This is a genomic window from Streptomyces sp. NPDC002817 (assembly GCF_053592055.1).
Genome location: NZ_JBSFUY010000060.1, coordinates 1 through 20,108, shown reverse-complemented (window position 1 = coordinate 20,108; position 20,108 = coordinate 1). Strand labels below are relative to the sequence as shown.

Below are 20,108 nucleotides of genomic sequence, written 5' to 3'. Positions count from 1 at the left end.
CTCATGTCCGAGAGTGTGATCATCGAGCAGGACCGTGGCCGTCTCCAGAACGCCGCGACGCACCTGACTCGCCTCAAGCGCTACTTCACTGGTGACTTGGAGGGCCGGGTTCGGTCACTGTACGAGCTGAACGACCGCAAGATCACCGGCCGCAGTCTGTACCGCGACTTCCTGGACATCAAGACGCTTTACCTCAATTACGGCTACTGGGCGACCGGTGCGACCGATCAGGACGAAGCAAGCGAAGCGCTGGCGGACCTGCTGGCCGACACAGCGGGAATCACTACCGGAGACTGCGTGCTGGACTGCGGGTTCGGCTACGCCGAACAGGACATCCGCTGGGCTCGCACTCGCGAACCTCGGCGGATCGTAGGCGTCAACGTCACGAACGCCCAGGTCGAGGTGGCCCGCAAACGGGTGGCCGATCTAGGGCTGGCCGACGTGATCGACCTGCGGATCGGCTCAGCGACAGACGTGCCGGTAGGCGCGGCATCGACGGACCGCGTGGTGGCCCTGGAGTCGGCTCTGCACTTCAACACCCGTCAGCACTTCTTCGAAGAGGCCCACCGGGTGCTGCGGCCGGGAGGCACCATCGCCACGGCAGACTTGGTGCCCGTGCACGTAGGCGGCAACAAGCCGGGGCCCGTCCGGTGGCTTGAGCACTGGGTACGCGACAAGGTCGTGCCACCGGACAACTGGTACACCATGGAGACGTACGCCGAACGGATGCGCCAGGCGGGCTTCGTCGACGTGAAGGTCAGGTCCATCACCGCCGAAGTGATCTTGCCGCGGGTCGAGTTCACCCGCCGCCGGTTTGCGGCTCCCGAGAACAGGCGGCTGAGTGCCCGTCAGCGATTCAAGATGCGCCTGTTCCTGTGGGTTGCCGAGCGCCGAGTGGGCAGCCGGGAGTACATCCTGGCCTACGGCCGCAAGCCGGAGTGACCGTCGCCTCTGCGCCGGCCAGGACCGCGGGAGGATGAGCGCCCCGGACGGATGATCCGTCCGGGGCGCTCATCGTCGGTGTGCGCATGCTCGGTCACCACACGACGGGGAGCTCCGCCAGGCCTCCCGTGACCAGGTTCGCCCGGCCCATCAGTTCCTCGTAGGGCCGGGCCAGTCGCATGGTCGGGAAGCGGCGCACGAGTTGTTCGAAGGCGACCTGGAGTTCCACCCGGGCCAGGGGCGCGCCCATGCAGTAGCGCGGTCCGTGACCGAACGTCAGATGCGGTGCGTCGCGGCGGGTGACGTCGAACCGGTCGGCCTCGGGATAGACGTCGGTGTCGTGGTTGGCCCCGCGGTTGTCGAGCAGGACCAGCTCCCCAGGCTGGATCGTCACGCCGCCGTACTCGATCTCCTCCCGGGCATAACGCACCAGTCCGCCGCGGTTCTTCACGGGCATCCGCAGAATCTCCTCGACGGCTCCGGGGATGAGGGCCGGGTCATCGCGCATGGCTTTGCCCTGCTCTGGGTGACCAAGCAGCAATAGTGCCCCGAGGCCCAACGACACCACGGTCGTCTCGTGACCGCCGAACAGCAGAGCCATCGTGAGGGTGGCGATCTTGTCGTCGGCGAGGCCGTCCACCGCGCACAGACTGGAGACCACATCCTCGCCGGGGTCGCGCCGACGCCGCGCAACCAGCTCCTGGCTGTACACGTACAGGTCGGTCAGCCCCTTGCGGGAGCGTTCCCGGTCCTGGGCGTCGGCGGCGGCCAGCACCCACGCCCGAAACTGGTCGCGATCGTCGTAGGACACACCCAGCAGCTCGCAGATGACCAAGATCGGCAGGGGCAGGGCCAGTGCCTGAAGCAGATCCGCGGGTTGTTCGCTCTTGACCAGGTCGTCCAGCAGGTTCGCAGTCAGTTCCTCGACGCGTGGACGCATGGCGCGCATCCGCTTGGCGGAGAACAGAGGCTGAGCGACCCTGCGGATATAGGCATGGTCCTCATGCTCGGTGGCGTAATTGCCCATGACTGCGCCGAGCAGCGCGGACTGTCCGACCCGGGGCGCGTTGGCCGGGTCGGGGTGAGAACGGCCAAGGCGGCTGTCGTCCAGCAGCTCACGCACCTGCGGGTAACCGGTGACCAGCCATGCGTCGTCGCCCACCTCGGTGTGGATCTTGTGGATCGGGCCGTCCCGTTGGAGCTCGCGCAGCTGTGGCGGCATGGTCAGCGGGTGCGGCTGGTCGAACGGCAGTCGGGGTGTCGGGGATGTCATGGGTACTCTCCTCACCAGCTCAACGGCAGCGCCGTCGGGCCGCGCAACAGCAGGCTGTCCCGCCAAGGGATGTCCTCCTCCTCGATGGCAAGCTCCAGACGCGGGAACCGGTCCAGCAGCGTGCCGATGGCGATCTGCATCTCCAATCGGGCCAGCGGTGCCCCCAGACAGTGGTGCATGCCATGACCGAGGCTCAGATGCGGGTTGGGATCGCGTGCCAGGTCCAACCGTTCGGGGTCCGGGAACTGGACGGGATCCTTGTTGGCGGACTGCGGGTGGGTGAAGACCGGCTCGCCCCTCTTCACCGTCGTCCCACACAGGTTGATGTCCTCAGTGGCGATGAAGGCCATGTGATGGCCGCTGGCCAGCGGCACGAACCGCAGCAGTTCGTCGACCGCGCTCGGCAACAGGCTCCGGTCGGCGTACAGCCGCTTCAGCTGGTCGGGGTGGCGCAGCAGCGTGTACAGGGCGTTGGTGATCTCACTGGCCGTGGTGTCCTGCCCTCCGACGAGCAACACCGAAGCCAGCATGACCAGTTCGGTCTCGCTCAAACGGTCCTCGTCGTCGCGGGCCCGCACCAGCGCGCCGAGCAGATCGTCGGTGGGCTCCCTACGGCGGCGCGCGATCAGTTCGGCAAAGTAGTCACGCAGCCAGCGCATGTGCTTGAGATACTCGACGTGCGAGAAGGTGTGGGCGGCCATCATCGCGTCCACGTGCTCACGGAAGGCGTGCCGGTCGTCGAACGGCACCCCGAGGAGTTCGCAGATCACCGCAGTGGGCAACGGCAACGACACGAAATCCACCAGGTCGGCGGGCGGACCATGGGCCGCCATCTCCTCCACCATGCCCGAGGTCAGCTCCTGCACCCTGGGGCGCAGCGCCTCGACCCGGCGGGCGGTGAACACCTTGGCGACGAGGCGGCGGATGCGGGTGTGCTCCGGAGGGTCCATATACATGATGCCCTCGGGCGGCGGCTGAAGTTCCTGTCGGCGTGGTACGTCCCGGTCCGTGGCCTGCAACCGGCTGAAGCGTGGGTCGGCCAGGACCGCCCGTACCTCCTTGTAGCGGGTGACCAGCCACGCCTCACCCCCGTAGGGAAGCCGGACACGGGTCAGCGGCTCCTCCTGGCGCAGCCGGCTCAGGATCGGCTCGACCTCCAGGGCGTGCACAGGGAGGAACGGGAAGTCATAGGGCGGGCCGGCGTCGGTCACTGTTCAGCTCCTGGTCTCTCGGACGGCCTTGTTCATGGTTGCGTGGTGTTCGAAGGGCCCAGAACGGTGACCGTGCCTCCACCACCGTCGACACGGATGCGGTCTCCGGTGCGCAGCCGCACGGTGGCGTCCCCGCAGCCGACGACCGCGGGGATGCCCAGTTCGCGGGCGACAATGGCAGCGTGCGACAGGGGGGCGCCCATGTCGGTCACCACGGCGGCGGCGCGGGGGAACAGGGGCGTCCACCCGACGTTGGTCACGCTGGTCACCAAGATCTCCCCCGAGCGCAGTTGTGCTCCCTGCTCCATGGAGTCCAGCACCCTGGCGGTCCCCTCGACGCAGCCTGCGGAGCCCGGGAACCCGGTCAGGTCGGAGGTGGGCCGGCCCTGCCCGTCGAGCCCTGCCCGGCCGTCGTAGCGGTCCCTGCGCCGACCCGGGTCGGCGGCCCATCCCTCGAAGTCGAACCGGCCGCGGATGAGCATCGGGGGCGCCGGCAGAGCGCGGTAGCGCTCGAAGGCGGCCCGCCGGCCGGGGACCCGCGCCAGCGGCGAGGCGTCGCCGTTCAGCACCTTCAGGGTCTCGTCAGCCGACAGGAACAACAGCTCGTCGCCGTGGCCGGTGACCTCCCCCGCACGCAGCCAGAAGACCCGGGCCACCCAGAACGCGCGATTGGTCTCCGAGCGACCCGCTTCGCGGCCCCGGAGCCCCACGGCCACCTTGCGGATCCTGGCCCGCAGGCTCTTGGCCTTGCGGGGGTGGCGGGCGGCGAACCGGGCGACGGCCGCGTCACGTGCCGCGCGCTGCGCTGCCAGCAGAGCGGTCACGTCCGTGGGCGCCTGGTCCAGGCCCGCCACCTGACGGTCGATCCACTGGTCGTCCTCGATGGGGCGTACGGCCGCCAGCTCGAACTCGTCGGGACAACGGTGACCCCATCGGGCGGCGTACTCGGCGTGGGTCAGTTCGCCTCGGCGCAGCCTCTCCAGGCCCAAAAGGGGCCCGAGGCTGGCCAGGGCGTCGGGCTCGGCCGTCGTGCACAGCGTATGAGTGTCGGCGGCGTTCACGCCGTGCCGCCGCAGCCAGCGCGGGAACGTGGCCAGCGCAACGCCGCCCTGGCGGCCGCCGGCCGCGAACAGCAGGCATGCCGAGCGCAGGAGGGGGTCCACTTCCGTCCGCCACAGCCGGGCCAGTTCAGCCGCGGAGCCGGCCGCATGGATACTGCTCCGCACGGCCTCGCAGGTTTCCCTTGTCCGCTCGACCTGCTGGGGGAACTCCTTGAGGTAAGGGCCGAGCGCGCGGCGGAACGCGGGACCCTTCGCCATGACGGACCGCAGTACCTGGAGCCGCGAGAGGGGCAGCGGCGGAATCGGAAGGTCGTCGGGGAAGGGGCCGAAGGACTCGTTCATCAACGAGCGGTAGACCTTGCTCCCGCTGACGGAGGTGAGCGTGCTGAGGTTGACATAGCAGCGGCCGGCGATGTTCCCGGCGGCGCGATGGCCCTCGATGTCGGCGACGCCCATCCATGCCTGGCCGATGAAGTACGTGCGGAACAGGGACCACGTCGCCGGGGTCATCACGCTGGGCACGGCTTCGCCGAAGTTGGAGCGGGTCCACAGGTAGTCGCCGGTCAGTGTGTCGTTCCAGGTCTCCTGAGACCCGTCCGCGTCGGGCAGGGTGGTGACGGGACGCGCCTGCAGGAGCTGGAAACTCCCTTCGTGCAGGGCCCACTCGAGATCCATGGGTGAGCCGTACAGCTCCTCGACCCGCACCGCGAGGCGGGCCAGTTCGGCCGACTGGTCGGGGCTGAGCGCGGGTCGGCGCCGCAGGTCGGCGGGTACCGGCCGCTCCAGCGTCCCGTCCGGCACCGCGACGGTCATCACGGCCTTGTCGGCGACCTTCCCTCCCACCACGAGCCCACTGACCTTGTCGATCACCAGCGTGTCGGCACTCGTGCGCCCGCCGACCACCGCCTCGCCCAGACCCCAGGCCGCGTTGATGACGACCCGGTCCCGTGCGCCGGTCACAGGGTCGGCGGTGAAGGCGATTCCCGCGACGTCGGCGGGCACCAGCCGCTGGACGACCACCGCGATGGCCACCTCGTCGGCGGTGACGCCGTGGAGCTGCCGATAGCCGATGGCGCGCGCGGTCCACAGTGACGCCCAGCAGGCTCGCACCGCGTCGACGAGCGCGGCGGCGCCCACCACGTTCAGGAACGTGTCGTGCTGCCCGGCGAAGGAGAGGTCCGGTTGATCCTCGGCGGTGGCGGAGGAGCGCACGGCCACCGCCACGTCCTGCCCTCCGAGGTGGGCGTGGTGATCGTGAAGCGCGCTCAGGACCTCTTCGGGGATGTCGAGCTCCGCGAAGAACGCCATGGCCGTCTTCGCCGCGGTCTCCAGCGCCGCCGGGTCGGCCGGGTCCACGGTCTCGACCACCGCCCGTATCCGTGCGTCGAGGCCGCCCACGGCACGCCGGTACGCCTCGGTGGTGAGACAGAAGCCGCCGGGGACCGGCAGACCCGCACCTGTCAGGCGGGCCAGCGAAGCGCCCTTGCCTCCCATCACCTCCACGGCTGCCGAGGGGGCCCCCAACGCCAGGGCCAGCGGCACTGGGTCCTTCTCTCGTGCCAGGCTCATGACACCTTCTCCCTGTCAGCGTCCCGTGCCGGGCCGCTCTCCCTTGACGTGGCTCTGGACGAAGGCGTAGGCAAGGTCGCCGATGGGTTTGCCCATCTTCCAGGACGCCTCGATCGCGGACTTGAAGTGCACGCCTCCCCACAATCGGCTCAGGCCGCAGTCGCGTACGTAGTCGGACCACGTCGTCCACTTGAGTTCGAGGGCGCTCGCCGGCGTGATGCCGGGCTCGATGAAGGAACTGCCCTTCTCGAACCGGTAGGAGATGTCGACCTGCTCGGTGCCATGAGTGAGCCGTCCCACCTGGGCGACCGCGGCGCACAACGCGGTCGATCCGGAGGGGTATTCGGGATGGTCAGGCAGCTCCATGAAGGGCTGCCATTCGTCGGCGGGGATGTCCGTGACCGTCCCCTTGCCAGGGCCTCCCCAGGCGGTCACGTGCTTCCTTCCGTAGACGTAGCGCACGGCTGTCGGCGGGCGGACCGCGTCGTAGCGTGCCTTGTTGTGCCATGCGGCGATGCCGCTGTCGTAGGCCGCGACATCGCCGGCGAACGAGGCGTGCACGTACTCGTCGAGGCCAAGGTCGTGGTTGACCGCCTCCGCGATGGTGGGGTAACCGACGCCCAGGAACTTGTCGTTGAAGAACTGGGACTTCATCTTGCGCTCGTCGTTCAGCGCCGCCGACGCCGCCAGGACCTCGTCCACCTGCTTGCTGTAGGCGGCACGGTTGTGGTGATCGCTGTTGCGCGGCGCCGGCACGGTGAACTGCTTGGGGTCCTTGTAGGAGTACGGCTTGGTGAAGCGCCACTGCGGAGTGACGAACTGCTGCACAGTGAAGATGCCGTTGCCCTTGGTGAGTACGGCGGGCTGCCAGCGCGAGGGATCGCGCAGTTCGTAAGGGGTGTTGACCGGCTTGTACCCCGTGTAGTCCTGGTAGGGCTGCCGGTTGTAGGTGCGGTCGGTGTCACCGAGCTGATTGAGCCCGTCGTGAGCACGCGCGGAGACGACCGCTTTGCCTGCGAGGTTACCGAGGCCTACCGGGGTGTTCCTGTCCTCGCTGGTGTCGTCCGGGTCGAGACCCACCTTCGTCATCATGTCCCGCCAGCCGACGCGGTTCTGCGGCAGCACGCTGTTGAGCACCCGGTAGGAGGCGTACATGATGGCGATGTTCTTGTTGCGGTTCTTCACCTCGTCCGCCGGGCGGCGGCCCAGGTCCGAGTAGACGCCGACGGCGGTCGAATGGTACGGCGCGATGGCATCGAACCACCCGTTCGTCACCAGTGTGGTGACGCGCAGGACGAGGGGGGCGTCCACGCCGGTCTGGGACACGTACTTGCGTACCGCGGGGTTGATCTCGGGGTACAGGACCTCGAAGAAGACATTGCCGTTGTCGAGGTCGAAACTCGTGGCGGCCTTCTGCCGCGAGGAGCTGCCGAACGTGGTCTCGGCCGCCCCCATGGTGAGGCTCAGAGCGACGACCGCGGCAAGGGACGTCGCCGTGCGGGCTCTGGTGCGCCGGAAGAATGCTGTCATCGTGCGGCCCTTTCGTCAGAGGGAGATGTCCGCGCTGCAGCAGCGCGCGACGCCGGTCAGAGGGCCGCGGACAGGGACTCGGCCACCGACTTGATCTTGTCCTGGTGCGAGTTGCTCTCCTCCAGGCTCAGCAGGGTCCGCTCGCCCTGGGGTGTGAGGGTGAAGCGAACACGCATGAAGTGCCGGTCGGTGGGGTCCTCGCCGATCTCGTAGGCGAAGGCCCGCTCGGGCTCGACCTCGACGATGCGCGCCGGTACGTCGCGCCCGCCGTCAAAACGCAGTGTCATGGTCCCGCCGGAGCGCAGGTCGTCGATCTGCACGTCGGCGCCGGAAAACCACCGCTTCATATGCTCGTCACACGTCAAGGTCGCCCAGACCTTATCGACGGGGGCGGCGATCATCAGCTTCTTCAGCATGCCGGGACTCTTTCTGTGGCGGGGACGGAAGAGGCGGTCAGAGCGACTCGGCGAGCTGCTTGATCCGGTAGAGGCTGGAGCTGCTCTCCTCGCTGCGCAGCAGCGTTCCGCCGTCGGTCTCGTTGAGCCGAAAGCGCAGGACCGTCCCGGCGCCGGGGTCGTCGTTCTCCGTCGCCAGGTCGGGGAAGATCCGGTACGCGAAGACCCGTTGCGGCTCCAGTTCCGTGATGCGCGCGTACATGGTGCTGCCCTGTCCGAAGCGATACGTCATCAGACCGCCGACGCGCAGGTCGTCGATCTCGTGGTCCGCCTCGGTGAACCACTTGGCGATGTGCTCGGGGTCGGTGATGGTCGCCCAGACGTCGGCGACCGGCGCTTCGACGAACGTGTCCTCGGTTTCGACTATGTCCATGTCCCCTCTCCTGTCCTGCTGTCCTGGGCCGGGCGCCAGGCCCAGCCAGTCGTGCACGGCCCGGGCCGTGTCCGCGACGTGGTCGCCCGCGATCATGGTGAAGTGGTCGCCCGGCACCACCGCCGCCATGTGCGGCAGCTCCCACACGGCTGACGACTCCTCACCGAGGGGCGTGCCGTCGTACGCGTCACGGGCGCGTACGTGCAGCGTGGGGGTGATCAGCCCGGCAGGTCTCAGATCGAGGTCGAAGTAGCGAGCACGTGCCGTGATCCACGCCTCCCCGTCCACGCCCCGCCCGTACCGCTCGATCAGCGCCGCGTGCAAGGCAGCCGATCCGCTGGAGTCCGCGTCCGACAGCGACCAGGGGGTGTCGAGCAGGACCAGCGCCCGCACCTGCCTGCCGGTGCGCTCCCACGCGGCGGCAACCGCGGCGGCGACATAACCTCCCGAGGAGTGTCCCAGCAGCACCGGTGGTGTGTCGCCGGCGATGTGCCGTGTCGCCTCCACGAGCGCGTCGGTCAGCGCCTGGGCGGTCGCGGGCAGCGGCTCACCGGAGCGGAACCCCGGCAGTGTGACGGTATGGACGTCGCCGAGCCCGTCCAGGGCGCCAGCGAGCCGTGTGTACTGATGGGCCTCCGGCCGCCAGACGAACGACGGGAAACAGATGACCGGTGGACCGCCGCGACCCGAGCGCAGCTTCAGCACCGCGGGCGGTACGGCGAGTCCCGCGGCGGCGGTGAACGCGGGCCGGAACGCAGCCAGTCCGGCGACAGCACGCTGAATCCCGGTGAACTCCCCAGCCCGGCAGGCCCGTTCGAACAGGGCCCCCAGCGACTCCTCACCGCCGCCGTCCCGCTCCGGCGTCGCTCTCGGGGCAACATGGTCACCCATGCGCCCGACCAGGTGTGCGGCCAGATCCGTCACCGTCGGGTGCTCGAACGTCACCGTGGTAGGCAGCTTCAGGCCCGTGGCCGCCGACAGCAGCCGGATCAGTTCCACCGCGGCCATGGAGTCGAAGCCGAGGTCCAGGAACTCCCGTGCCACCTCCACGGGTTCCTCGGCCGGGAGGCCGAGCACGGCGGTCGCGCAGGAGCGCACCGCTTCCAGCACCGCGGCCGGCCGGTCGCCCTCGGGCAGCGCAGACACACGTTCGGCGAGAGCACCCGGCTCCGCGGTCGTGGTCGGCGGCGCGCTCGCGACGGCTGGCGCCGTCTCCGAGTCCAGCCAGTATCGACGGCGCTGGAAGGCGTAGGTGGGCAGGTCCACAGGAGTCGCCTCGACCTGGCCACGCACCGCCTCCCAGTCCACGGTGACGCCGGCGGACCACAGGCTGCCCAGGGCAGCGAGGATCGACCGGTCGTCGGGGCGGCCGTCGCGCAGCGTCGCCGCGACCGTGGCGCCTGCTGCCTCCGGCATAGCGGCGAGCGTCGCTTCGACGGACGGCGCCAGGACGGGATGGGGACCCACCTCGAGGAACGTGGTCGCACCCTGGGCCCGCAAGGCCCGCACCCCGTCGGCGAAACGGACGGTCCGCCGTACATGGGCGACCCAGTACTCCGACGTGCACAAATCAGCAGAGTTCGCGACCTGGCCCGTCACGTTTGACACGACCGGGAGGTCCGGAGGCCGGAAGCTCAGCGTCGCCAGAACGGCGGAGAAGTCTCGCAGCATGGGCTCCATCAACGGCGAGTGGAAGGCGTGCGACACCCGCAGGCGACGCACCCGCCGTCCCTGCACTCGCAGGATCTCGGCCAGCCGGGTCACGGCGTCCTCGGCGCCAGCCAGCGTCACCGAGGACGGGTCGTTGACCGCGGCCACGGCCACCGTGTCGACGCCGTCGACGAGATCCATCGCCTCCGTCTCGGTGGCCTGAACGGAGAACATCGCTCCCCCGGGCGGCAGGGTTTGCATCAATTGCCCCCGTGCCGCCACCATCCGGGCCGCGTCGGAGCGGGTCAGCACGCCGGCCACATGAGCGGCGGCGATCTCGCCGACCGAGTGTCCGGCCAGCGCCTGCGCGCGCACGCCCCAGGACTCCAGCAGCCGGTACAGAGCCACCTCGACGGTGAACAGGGCGCACTGCGTGTACGCGGTCTGGGCGAGCAAGTCGGCCTGCGGCGTGCCGGGGTCCGCGAACACCACCTCCCGCAAGGGCCATTCGAGCAGGCCGTCCCACACCTGGCACAGCGCGTCGAACTCCGCGGCGAACACGGGCTGCGACGCGTACAACCCGCGCCCCATGCCCAGCCGTTGGGCGCCTTGTCCGGCGAAGAGCAGCGCCAGTTTGGGTCGTTGGGTCACCGAGCCCTGGACCACGCCGGCCTGTGGCGTACCGTCGGCCAGGGCTCGCAGCGCGGCGATCGCCTCCTCGTGTCCGGTGGCCGTCACCACGGCTCGCTGTTCCAGCGGTGACCGGCTCCGGGTCAGGGCCGCGGAGACTGCGGGCAGGGAGCAGTCACGCCGAGCGTCGAGGAAATGTGCCAACCGGTCGGCCTGACCACGCAGTCCGGTGGCGGAACGGCCGGAGATCGGCAAGGTCACGAGCGACCCGCCGTCCGACAGTGCAGCGGATGCCGGCCGGTCCGACCGGACCGTGGGGGGTTCCTCGACGATGACGTGAGCGTTGGTCCCGCTGATGCCGAACGACGACACCCCGGCACGGCGGATCCGGTCTGCACGTCGCCACGGCTGCGCCCGGGTGAGCAGACGGACTTCTCCGGCCGCCCAGTCCACCTGGGGTGACGGGGCGTCGACATGCAGCGTCTGTGGAAGGGTCTCGTGCCGCATCGCCATGACCGTTTTGATCACTCCGGCGACGCCAGCGGCCGCCTGGGTGTGGCCGATGTTGGACTTGACCGAGCCGAGCCACAGCGGGCCCGCGGTGCCCCGCTCCGCGCCGTACGTGGCCAGGAGCGCCTGGGCCTCGATCGGGTCGCCGAGCGGGGTACCGGTGCCATGCGCCTCGACGGCGTCGACCTGCTCCGGTCGCAGTCCGGCGTCATGCAGCGCCGCCCGGATAACCCGCTGCTGCGAGGGACCGTTGGGAGCGGTCAGGCCGTTCGAAGCACCGTCCTGGTTGACCGCGGAGCCGCCGATCAGCGCCAGCACCGGATGCCCGTTGCGCTCCGCGTCCGACAATCGCTCCAGCAACAGCACCCCCGCGCCCTCGGAGAGCCCGGTGCCGTCGGCAGCAGCGGCGAACGCCTTGCAGCGAGAGTCCGAGGCGAGCGCGCCCTGCCGGGCGAAGTCGGCCAGCGCGGTGGGGTTGGCCATGACGGTGACGCCACCCGCGAGCGCCATCGAACACTCGTGGGAACGCAGCGAGCGGACCGCCAGATGCAGCGCGACGAGCGACGCGGAGCACGCGGTGTCGACCGTGACGGCCGGACCTTCCAGGCCGAAGGTGTAGGCGACGCGTCCCGACACCACGCTCAGAGCGTTGCCGGTGCTGAGGTAGCCGTCCACGCCAGGCGGCACTTCGCTCACTCCGGTGCCGTAGTCGTGGTACATCACGCCCGTGAACACGCCGGCAGGGGTTCCTCTGACGCTGCCCGGCGCAATGCGGGCTCGTTCGAACGCCTCCCAGGAGAGCTCCAGCATGATGCGCTGCTGCGGGTCCATGGCGAGGGCCTCGCGGGGCGAGATGCCGAAGAATCCCGCGTCGAAGCCGGCCGCGCCCTCGATGAACCCGCCCGGGAAGCCGCCCTTCCATCCGCGGTCCGCAGGGGCGTCCCCGATGGCGTCGGCGCCGGTGGACACCAACTCCCACAGGGACTCGGGCGAGTCGACGCCGCCGGGATAGCGGCAGGCCATGGCGACGACGGCCACAGGTTCACTGGCGGCCGCCAGCAGTGTGGCGTTCTCCCGGCGCAGCCGTTCGTTCTCCGTCATCGCCGCGCGCAGCGCCTCGACGATCCGCTCGGATGCCGTCATCGTCCTCAGCCCGCCTCCCCCAGCGCCCGCGCCACGAGATCGTCGACGTCCATCGTGGCGACGGCGTTCTCCTCACCGGAGTCCGCGGCGGTGTCGTCCTCGGGTCGGGCAAGTCGACGCAGCAGGTCCAACGCGCCGGAGGCGCGCAGCCGGTGCGGCGAGATGGCCGCCAGCAGGCGGGCGGCGTCGTCCTTGTCGTCGCCGTCGCTGCCGTCCACGGCGTCGGGCAGCAGTCCTGCGGCGAGGTGGCGGGCGAGGGCGAGCGGCGTCGGCTGGTCGAACAGCAGGGTGGCGGGCAGCGCCAGCCCGGTGACGGACTTGAGCCGGTTACGAAGGGCCAACGACGTGAGGGAGTCGAATCCCTGGTCGGTGAAGGGCACTTCGGCACCGATCGCGGTCGAGGAGGTGTGTCCCAGGGCCGCGGCGGCAAGGGTCGCCACGAACTCCATCAGTTCGCTCTCCCGGTCGGCCGGGGACAGCTCGCGCAGCCGCTGGAGGAGGGCGGTGAAGCCGGTGTCGGCGTCCACCGTGCGCCGCGCCGGGCGACGCACCAGGCTCCACAGCACGCCCGGCAGGATCCCGGTGCGGGCGAGCGCGCGCAGGGCCGGGAAGTTGAACCGGATGGGTGCGAGCACAGGTTCGCCGACCGCGACGGCTCGGTCGAACAGCTTCAAGCCGTCGGCAGCGGTCAGCGGGATCGTGGTGCCCTGGTTCATACGGCGGCGCATGCCCTCATCGAGGTGCGCCCGGATCTCACTGTTCTGTTCCCACAGCCCCCAGGCGAGGGAGGTCGCGGGCAGTCCGTGCGCTCGGCGGTGCTGGGCGAGGGCGTCGACGTAGGCGTTGGCGGCCGCGTAGTTGGCCTGTCCGGGATTGCCGAACAGACCGGCGACCGAGGACGACATCACGAACATCGACACGTCCTGGTCGCGGGTCAGCTCGTGCAGGTGGGTCACCGCGTCGACCTTGGGACGCAGCACCCGCTCCAGCCGTTCGGCATCGAGCGAGGCGATCACGCCGTCGTCGAGCACACCGGCGGTGTGGATGACGCCGGTGAGCGGCCGGTCGGCCGGGATCCGCGCCAGTACGGCTCGCAGGGCCGAGCGGTCGGCGGCGTCACAGGCCGCCACGGTCACGTCGGCACCTGCCGCCGACAGTTCCGCGACGAGTGCGGCGGCGCCGGGGGTGTCTGTGCCGCGCCTGCTGGTCAGTACGAGTCGCCGGGCGCCCCGGGCCACGAGGTGACGGGCGAAGAGACCGCCGAGCATGCCGGTGCCGCCGACGATTAGCACGGTGCCCGTGGGATCCACGGTCGGCAGGTCGTCGGCCGGCGCGGTGTCCGCGACGCGCAGGAAGCGGGGGGCGAGAGCGGTGCCGTCGCGCAGCGCGAGTTGGGGCTCCCCGGTCTCCACGGCGGTGTGGACGGCGTCGGTGAGCGTCGCGGCCGACGTGTCGTGGCCGTCGAGGTCCAGCAGCACGAACCGACCGGGGTTCTCGGCCTGGGCGGACCGCATCAACCCCCACAGCGGAGCACTGGCCAGGTCTTCGACATCGTCGTCGGGCAGGGCCGCGATCGCGCCCCGCGTGACCAGCACCAGACGGGAGCTCTCGAACCGTTCGTCGGCCAGCCACCGCTGTACGAGGTCCAGCAGGCCGGCACTGGCGTCGCGGGCGGCCGCGGCCTGATCGTCGGCGCCGGTGGAGACCCACGGCAGGAGCATCACCTCGGGGATGTCGGTGACCACCGCCGGATCGGCATGCGTGGGCAACTCGATCGGCAGGCCCGCCGGATCGCCGTGCCCGGTCAGGCACGCCCAGCCCCGGGGAGGCGGGGCGGACGCCAGGGGCAGGGGAACCCAGTCGACACGGAACAGGGACGTCTCGTCGCCTGGCGCGCCGGGCTGCAACTGGTCGGGGTCGACCGGCCGTACGACCAGGGACTCGGCCAGGGCCACGGGCCGCCCGGCCTCATCCGCGACGCGCATGCGCACGGACCCCGGTCCGGATGCCGGTCCGGTGGGTTGCAGGGCGACCCTCAGGGCGCGCGCCCCGGTGGCGTACAGCGACAGCCCCGTCCAGCCGAACGGCAGGTACAGCTGCGCCCTCTTCAGGGTGTTCATGAGGCCGAGCGCGTGCTGGGCGGCGTCGAGGAGGGCGGGGTGCAGGCCGAAGCCGTCGGCGTCCCGCTCGCCGGGCAGGGCCACCTCGGCGAAGACCTCGTCGTCACGGCGCCAGGCGGACCGCAAGCCCTGGAACACGGGCCCGTAGTCGTAGCCAGACTCGGCGGTGGCGGCGTAGAAGCCGCTCAGGTCGATCGGTTCCGCACCCTTGGGGGGCCATTCCTCCAGGTCGAAGTCGGCGGCGGCCGTGCGGGTGAGTTCTCCCGTGGCGTGCCGGGTCCACTCCTCGTCGTCGGCCGCGTCCTGGGGACGGGCATGCACGGTGAGGGGACGGCGGCCCGAGCCGTCCGGTTCGCCGATCCACACTTGGAGGTTCACCGAGCCCTTCTCCGGCAGGAGCAGCGGCGTTTCGAGGGTGAGTTCCTCGACGCGGCCGTATCCCACCTCGTCGCCGGCACAGAGCGCCATGTCGGCGAAGGCGGTGCCGGGCAGGAGGGGCGAGCCGAGCACGGCATGGTCGGCGAGCCATGGATGGGTCCGCAAGGAGACACGGCCGGTCAGGACGTGCTCCTCGGTGTGCGCCATGGGGACGGCCGCACCGAGCAGCGCGTGTTCGGCCGGGCTCAGTCCAGCCGCGGTCACGTCGCCGGCTCCGCCGCCCGAGTCGAGCCAGTACCAGTCGCGTTGGAAGGCATACGTCGGCAGCCCGGCCGCATGCGCGCCCGAGGTGGGCAGGACAGCGCTCCAGTCCACGGGGAGGCCGCCCGTGTGGGCCTCGGCCAGGGCGATCAGCATGCGGCGAGGGCCACCCTGCTCGCGGCTCAGGGTGCCGACGACCTGGGCCTCGGTTCCGGCCTCCTCGGCTGCCGCCACGATCGCGCCGACGAGCTGGGGGTGCGGGCTGACCTCGATGAACGACCGGTGACCCGACCGCAGGAGGGCGCGGACGGCGCTGTAGAACTCCACCGGCCGACGCACGTTGGCGAACCAGTACTCCGCGTCGAGCTCCGCGGTGTCCAAGGGGCCGCCGGTGACCGTCGAGCAGAACAGCGTCGCACTCGAGCGGGGCGCGACGGGCCCCAGCAGTTCGACCAACCGGTCGCGCAACGGGTCGATGATCGGGCAGTGCGACGCGATGCTGCCGGACACGGTGCGCGTACGGACTCCGTCGGCCTCGCAGACGGCCACGAATTCTCCCAGGGCGCCGTGCTCGCCGGCGACGGTCGTCGACCGCGGCCCGTTGATCCCGGCGAGCGAGAGGCTCGTGCTCCAGGGGGCGAGACGGGCAATGGTCTGGTCGGCCGACAGGGCGACGGCGGCTATGCCTCCGCGACCCGCTACCGATTGGGCGAACAGCCGGCTGCGCAGCGCGATGACCCGGGCACCGTCCTGCAGGGACAGTCCGCCCGCGACGACGGCGGCGGCCACCTCACCCTGGGAGTGGCCCACGACGGCGGCCGGTTTCACTCCGCACGCCTCCCACAGCCGAGCCAGAGACACCATCACCGCCCACAGCACCGGCTGGACGACGTCCATGCCGTCCAGGCCCGGGGCGCCCGGCCGCTGCTGCAGCACGTCCTCCAGCGACCAGTCCACCCACGGCGCCAGCGCGTCGGCGCACTCGGCGACCCGCTGCGCGAACACCCCGGAGGTGTCCAGGAGTTCGCGTGCCATGCCAGGCCACTGCGATCCCAGCCCGGGGAAGACGAACACCGGGTTCTCGGTGCGGGGCACGACGCAGCCGGTCACCGCGTCGACGGCCGCGTCCTCCTGGACCAGGGCGCCCAGGGTGCGCACCGCGTCGTCAGGGCCCTTCGTCAGCACCACGGCGCGGTGCGCGAACGGCGTGCGGGTGGTGACCAGGGCGTGCCCGACCGACACCATGCCGTCCCCGGCCGCGGCCACGGTCTCGCACAGCCGGTCGGCCTGCCCGCGCAGCGCTTCCGGTGAGCGGGCGGAGATCACCAGCGGGACGATGTCACTGCGCAGCGCGGGCTCCGGCGGAGCCACGAGGGCTGTCGCACCGCGAGCCCGGTCAGGTGTCCGCGCGCTGTCCGCATCGACCGGTTCGGGCGCCTGCTCCAGGATGACGTGGGCGTTGGTCCCGCTCATACCGAACGAGGAGACCCCCGCGCGGCGCGGACGGCCGGTGGCGGGCCACGGTCGCTGCTCGCGGAGGGGCTCGACCGCGCCGGAGGACCAGTCCACGTGCGGGGTGGGTTCGTCGACGTGCAGTGTCTTGGGCAGGACCCCGTGGCGCAGCGCCATGACCGTCTTGATGACACCGGCGATGCCCGCGGCGGCCTGGGTGTGGCCGATGTTGGACTTCACCGAGCCGATCCACACGGGTGCGTGCTCACCACGCTCACGGCCATAGGTCGCCAACAGGGCTTGCGCCTCGATGGGGTCGCCGAGACGGGTACCGGTGCCGTGCGCCTCCACGGCATCGATCTGGGCCGGGGACAGCCCGGCGGCGTCAAGGGCGTCGCGGATGACCCGCTGCTGGGCCGGCCCGCTGGGGGCCATCAGCCCGTTGGAGGCGCCGTCCTGGTTGATCGCCGAGCCGCGCACCACGGCCAGCACCGGGTGTCCATTGCGCTCCGCGTCCGACAGCCGCTCCAGCAGCAGCAGTCCGACGCCCTCGGCCATGCCCATGCCGTCCGCCGTCGCGGCGAACGCCTTGCACCGCCCGTCGGCAGCCAGGCCACCACCGGCGCGGAACTCGGTGAACGCGAGCGGGCTGGGCAGCACGGTCGTACCGCCCACGAGCGCCAGGCGGCACTCGCCTCGCCGCAGGGCGTGCCCGGCGAGATGCAGCGCGACCAACGACGAGGAACAGGCCGTGTCGACCGTCACCGCGGGCCCTTCCAGGCCGAACACGTAGGCGATACGCCCCGAGGTCACGCTGGCCGACACACCGGTGGCTACGAAGCCCTGCACGTCCTCGGGCACGTGCCCGACCCCGGCGCCGTACTCCGAGGAGACGGCCCCGACGAAGACACCGGTACGCGAGCCACGGAGAGCGGACGGAAGGATTCCCGCCCGTTCCAGGGCCTCCCAGGTCACTTCCAGCAGCAGCCGTTGCTGGGGGTCCATAGCCAGGGCCTCGCGCGGCGAGATCCCGAAGAACTCCGCATCGAAGCAGCCCACGTCGGGCAGGAAGCCACCGCCCTGCACGGTGGAGATCCCGGCCGCCTCGGCCGCCGGACCGAAGAGGGCGTCGACATCCCAGCCCCGGTCCGTGGGAAAGCCCGACACGGCGTCCTGGCCTGCCGCCACCAGTTCCCACAGGCGTTCAGGCGAGTCGGCCCCGCCCGGGAAGCGACAGGCCATGCTCACGACGGCCAGCGGCTCACGGGCCGACTCCTCCAGCTCGGCCAGCCGCCGTCTGGTCTTGTGCAGGTCCGCCGTGGCCCACTTGAGATACTCCCGCAGTTCCTGCTCACTGGCCACGGCTCGTGTCCCCCTCCGTCGCGAGGTTGTGACGGTTGTCGTGGCCTGGGCCCGCGAGTTCCTGATGAATGAACTCGAACATCTCTTCGTCGGACGCCTCTCGCAGCCGCTCGTCCACCGAGTGATCGCCGCCGTCCACCGCCGCCGGTTCCCACCGCCCGGCCAGGGCCCGCAGCCGCCGCGAGATGCCCGCCCGCTCGGGGGGCTCCAGGGCGAGCGCCTCCAACGTGGCTTCCAGCCGGCCGAGTTGCGCCTTCAGGGCCTCGACCGGGTCGCCGTCGTCGGGGAGCAGTTCGTCACGCAGGTGCGCCGCGAGTGCGGCCGGGGTGGGATGGTCGAACACCAGCGTCGCCGCCAGCGCCAGTCCGGTGGCCGCGACCAGACGGTTGCGCAGGTCGACCGCGGTCAGAGAGTCGAACCCGCTGTCGGTGAAAGCCCTGTCCGGGTCCACGCCTTCGGCACTGGCGTGGCCCAGCACGGCCGCGACATGGGAGCGCACCAGATGCAGCAGCTCCGCGTCGCGGTCGTCGGCGTTCATCTCCGTCAGTCGCCCACGGAGCCGTTCCGCGGTGCCGCCCTCGGCCGGGTCGAGCGACCGGTCGTCTCCTGTCCGCAGTGCGGCACGGGCGGCGGGCAGGTCCTCCAGCAGGCGTCCCGGGCGCAGGGACGCCAGCAGCGGGACGAACCGGTCCCACTCGACGGACGCCACGGCGGTGTACGCCTCGTCGCGGCCGGCCACCCGCCGCAGGACCGACAGGGCCCGCCCCGGGTCCAGGGACCGAAGTCCACTGCGCGCCAGGCTCTCCTGGTCACCCGTGCCGAGGTCCCAGGGGCCCCAGGCCACCGAGGCGGCCCACAGCCCCCGCGCACGGCGCCGGACCGCCAGGGCGTCCAGGTGGGCGTTGGCGGCGGCGTACGCGCCGTGCAGGACGCTGCCCCACAGTCCCGCCACCGAGGAGAACAGGACGAACGCGTCCAGCGCCGTGTCGGCGAACACCTCGTCCAGCAACTCCGCGGCCACCGCCTTCGTGCCGAGCGTGGCGGTGAGTTCCTCCGTGGTGAGGTCGGTGAGCGCGGTCAGCTCCATCGTGCCCGCGGTGTGCACCACCGCGTCGACCGGGCCGATCCGGCGGACCAGGTCCTCGAGCGCGTCCCGTTCGTACAGGACACAGGGCTCCACCCGGACACCGAGTTCGCGAAGATCGTCGCGGTCCGGTTCGATGTCACCCGCCAGCACGACCTGTTCGGCTCCGTTGTCGGTCAGCCAACGGCAGACGAGGGCATCGCGGGCGTCGCCGTTGCCGGTGACCAGGACGGTGCCGGCGGGGTCCCACGCGCCTTTCTCGGGCAGCCCCGCTCGGACCAGGCGGCGGGCAAGGACGCCCGAGGGGCGCACGCACAGTTCGTCCTCGCCACCCGGCTCGGCGAGGATCGCGCGCACCAACCCCGAGACGCGCTCGTCCAGGGTCTCTGGGAGGTCCAGCAGGCCGCCCCACATACGTGGGTGCTCCACCGCGGCAGTCCTGCCGAGCCCCCAGAGGGCAGCTTGCGCAGGGTCGGGTTCGGCGGTGTTCACCGCGTCTCGCGTGAGGCACCACAAGGTGGTGTCCGCACTGTGCTCGGCGAGGGTGCGGATCAGGTCCAGTGTCTGGCGCGGGGGCGCGAGGGACAGCACTCCTCGGACGGTGCGGGCGTCGAGTCCGGCGGCCACCTCCTCGACCGGCATGACGAGCAGCTCGTCGGCGGCGGTCAGGGCGGCCTGCACGGACCGCGCCCAGGGCTCGACCGCCGAGGCGGAGGGGACGGCCAGGATCCACATGCCCGGCAGGCTGCCGAGGGGCGTGACCGTCCGGGGCTTCCAGGTCGTGCGATAGCACCAACTCCCGGCGTCGTCCTCGGCGGTGTCGTCCGGTTCCGGTTCGAGCCAGTAGCGCCGGCGCTGGAAGGGGTAGGTGGGCAGGTCCACGGGGGAGGTGGCCGGGAGCATGGCGTCCCAGTCGACGGGCGTACCCGCGGCCCACAGTGTGGCCAGCGCGCTGAGCAGGGTCTCCGGTTCAGGCCGGTCCTTGCGCAGGGTTGGTACGGCCGTGACGTCGTCACCGCAGGCCTCACGCACCAACGCGGTCAACACACCCCCCGGCCCAACCTCGAGGAAGCGGCCCGCCCCCAACTCCCGCATCGCCGCGAC

At 71.0% G+C, this 20,108-nt stretch carries 9 protein-coding genes; 1 reads left to right on the top strand and 8 read right to left on the bottom strand.

What is annotated here, in order from left to right; genetic code table 11:
- Positions 1–3: 3 nt before the first annotated feature.
- Entirely contained in the window at positions 4–942 is a 939-nt protein-coding gene (locus ACWD3I_RS47285) for an SAM-dependent methyltransferase (protein WP_365413169.1), read from the top strand.
- A 94-nt stretch (positions 943–1,036) separates the two neighbouring features.
- On the opposite strand, the gene ACWD3I_RS47280 is transcribed toward ACWD3I_RS47285, so the two are convergent.
- The 8 genes from ACWD3I_RS47280 to ACWD3I_RS47245 form a co-directional block, all read right to left on the bottom strand.
- Positions 1,037–2,215 (bottom strand): cytochrome P450, encoded by a 1,179-nt coding sequence (locus ACWD3I_RS47280; protein WP_365413171.1) that lies wholly within the window; start codon positions 2,213–2,215, stop codon positions 1,037–1,039.
- 11 nt (positions 2,216–2,226) lie between these two features.
- Positions 2,227–3,426, bottom strand: a complete 1,200-nt coding sequence (locus ACWD3I_RS47275; RefSeq protein WP_365413173.1) for a cytochrome P450 — start codon at positions 3,424–3,426, stop codon at positions 2,227–2,229.
- Between the two features lie 32 nt (positions 3,427–3,458).
- Positions 3,459–6,056: a PEP/pyruvate-binding domain-containing protein gene (locus ACWD3I_RS47270; protein ID WP_451084420.1), complete on the bottom strand. Its 2,598-nt coding sequence runs from the start codon at positions 6,054–6,056 to the stop codon at positions 3,459–3,461.
- A gap of 15 nt (positions 6,057–6,071) precedes the next feature.
- Positions 6,072–7,586 (bottom strand): vanadium-dependent haloperoxidase, encoded by a 1,515-nt coding sequence (locus ACWD3I_RS47265; RefSeq protein ID WP_365412528.1) that lies wholly within the window; start codon positions 7,584–7,586, stop codon positions 6,072–6,074.
- Between the two features lie 56 nt (positions 7,587–7,642).
- Positions 7,643–8,002: an SRPBCC family protein gene (locus ACWD3I_RS47260; protein WP_365412526.1), complete on the bottom strand. Its 360-nt coding sequence runs from the start codon at positions 8,000–8,002 to the stop codon at positions 7,643–7,645.
- Between the two features lie 37 nt (positions 8,003–8,039).
- On the bottom strand, positions 8,040–12,347 hold the full coding sequence (locus ACWD3I_RS47255; RefSeq protein ID WP_365412524.1) for a type I polyketide synthase: 4,308 nt from the start codon (positions 12,345–12,347) through the stop codon (positions 8,040–8,042).
- Positions 12,348–12,352: 5 nt separating this feature from the next.
- Positions 12,353–17,920, bottom strand: coding sequence for a type I polyketide synthase (locus ACWD3I_RS47250; RefSeq protein WP_365412522.1), 5,568 nt, complete (start codon positions 17,918–17,920; stop codon positions 12,353–12,355).
- Positions 17,910–20,108 (bottom strand): type I polyketide synthase (locus ACWD3I_RS47245; RefSeq protein ID WP_365412520.1); only part of this gene is annotated, 2,199 nt, incomplete at its 5' end. The genes ACWD3I_RS47250 and ACWD3I_RS47245, both read right to left, overlap by 11 nt.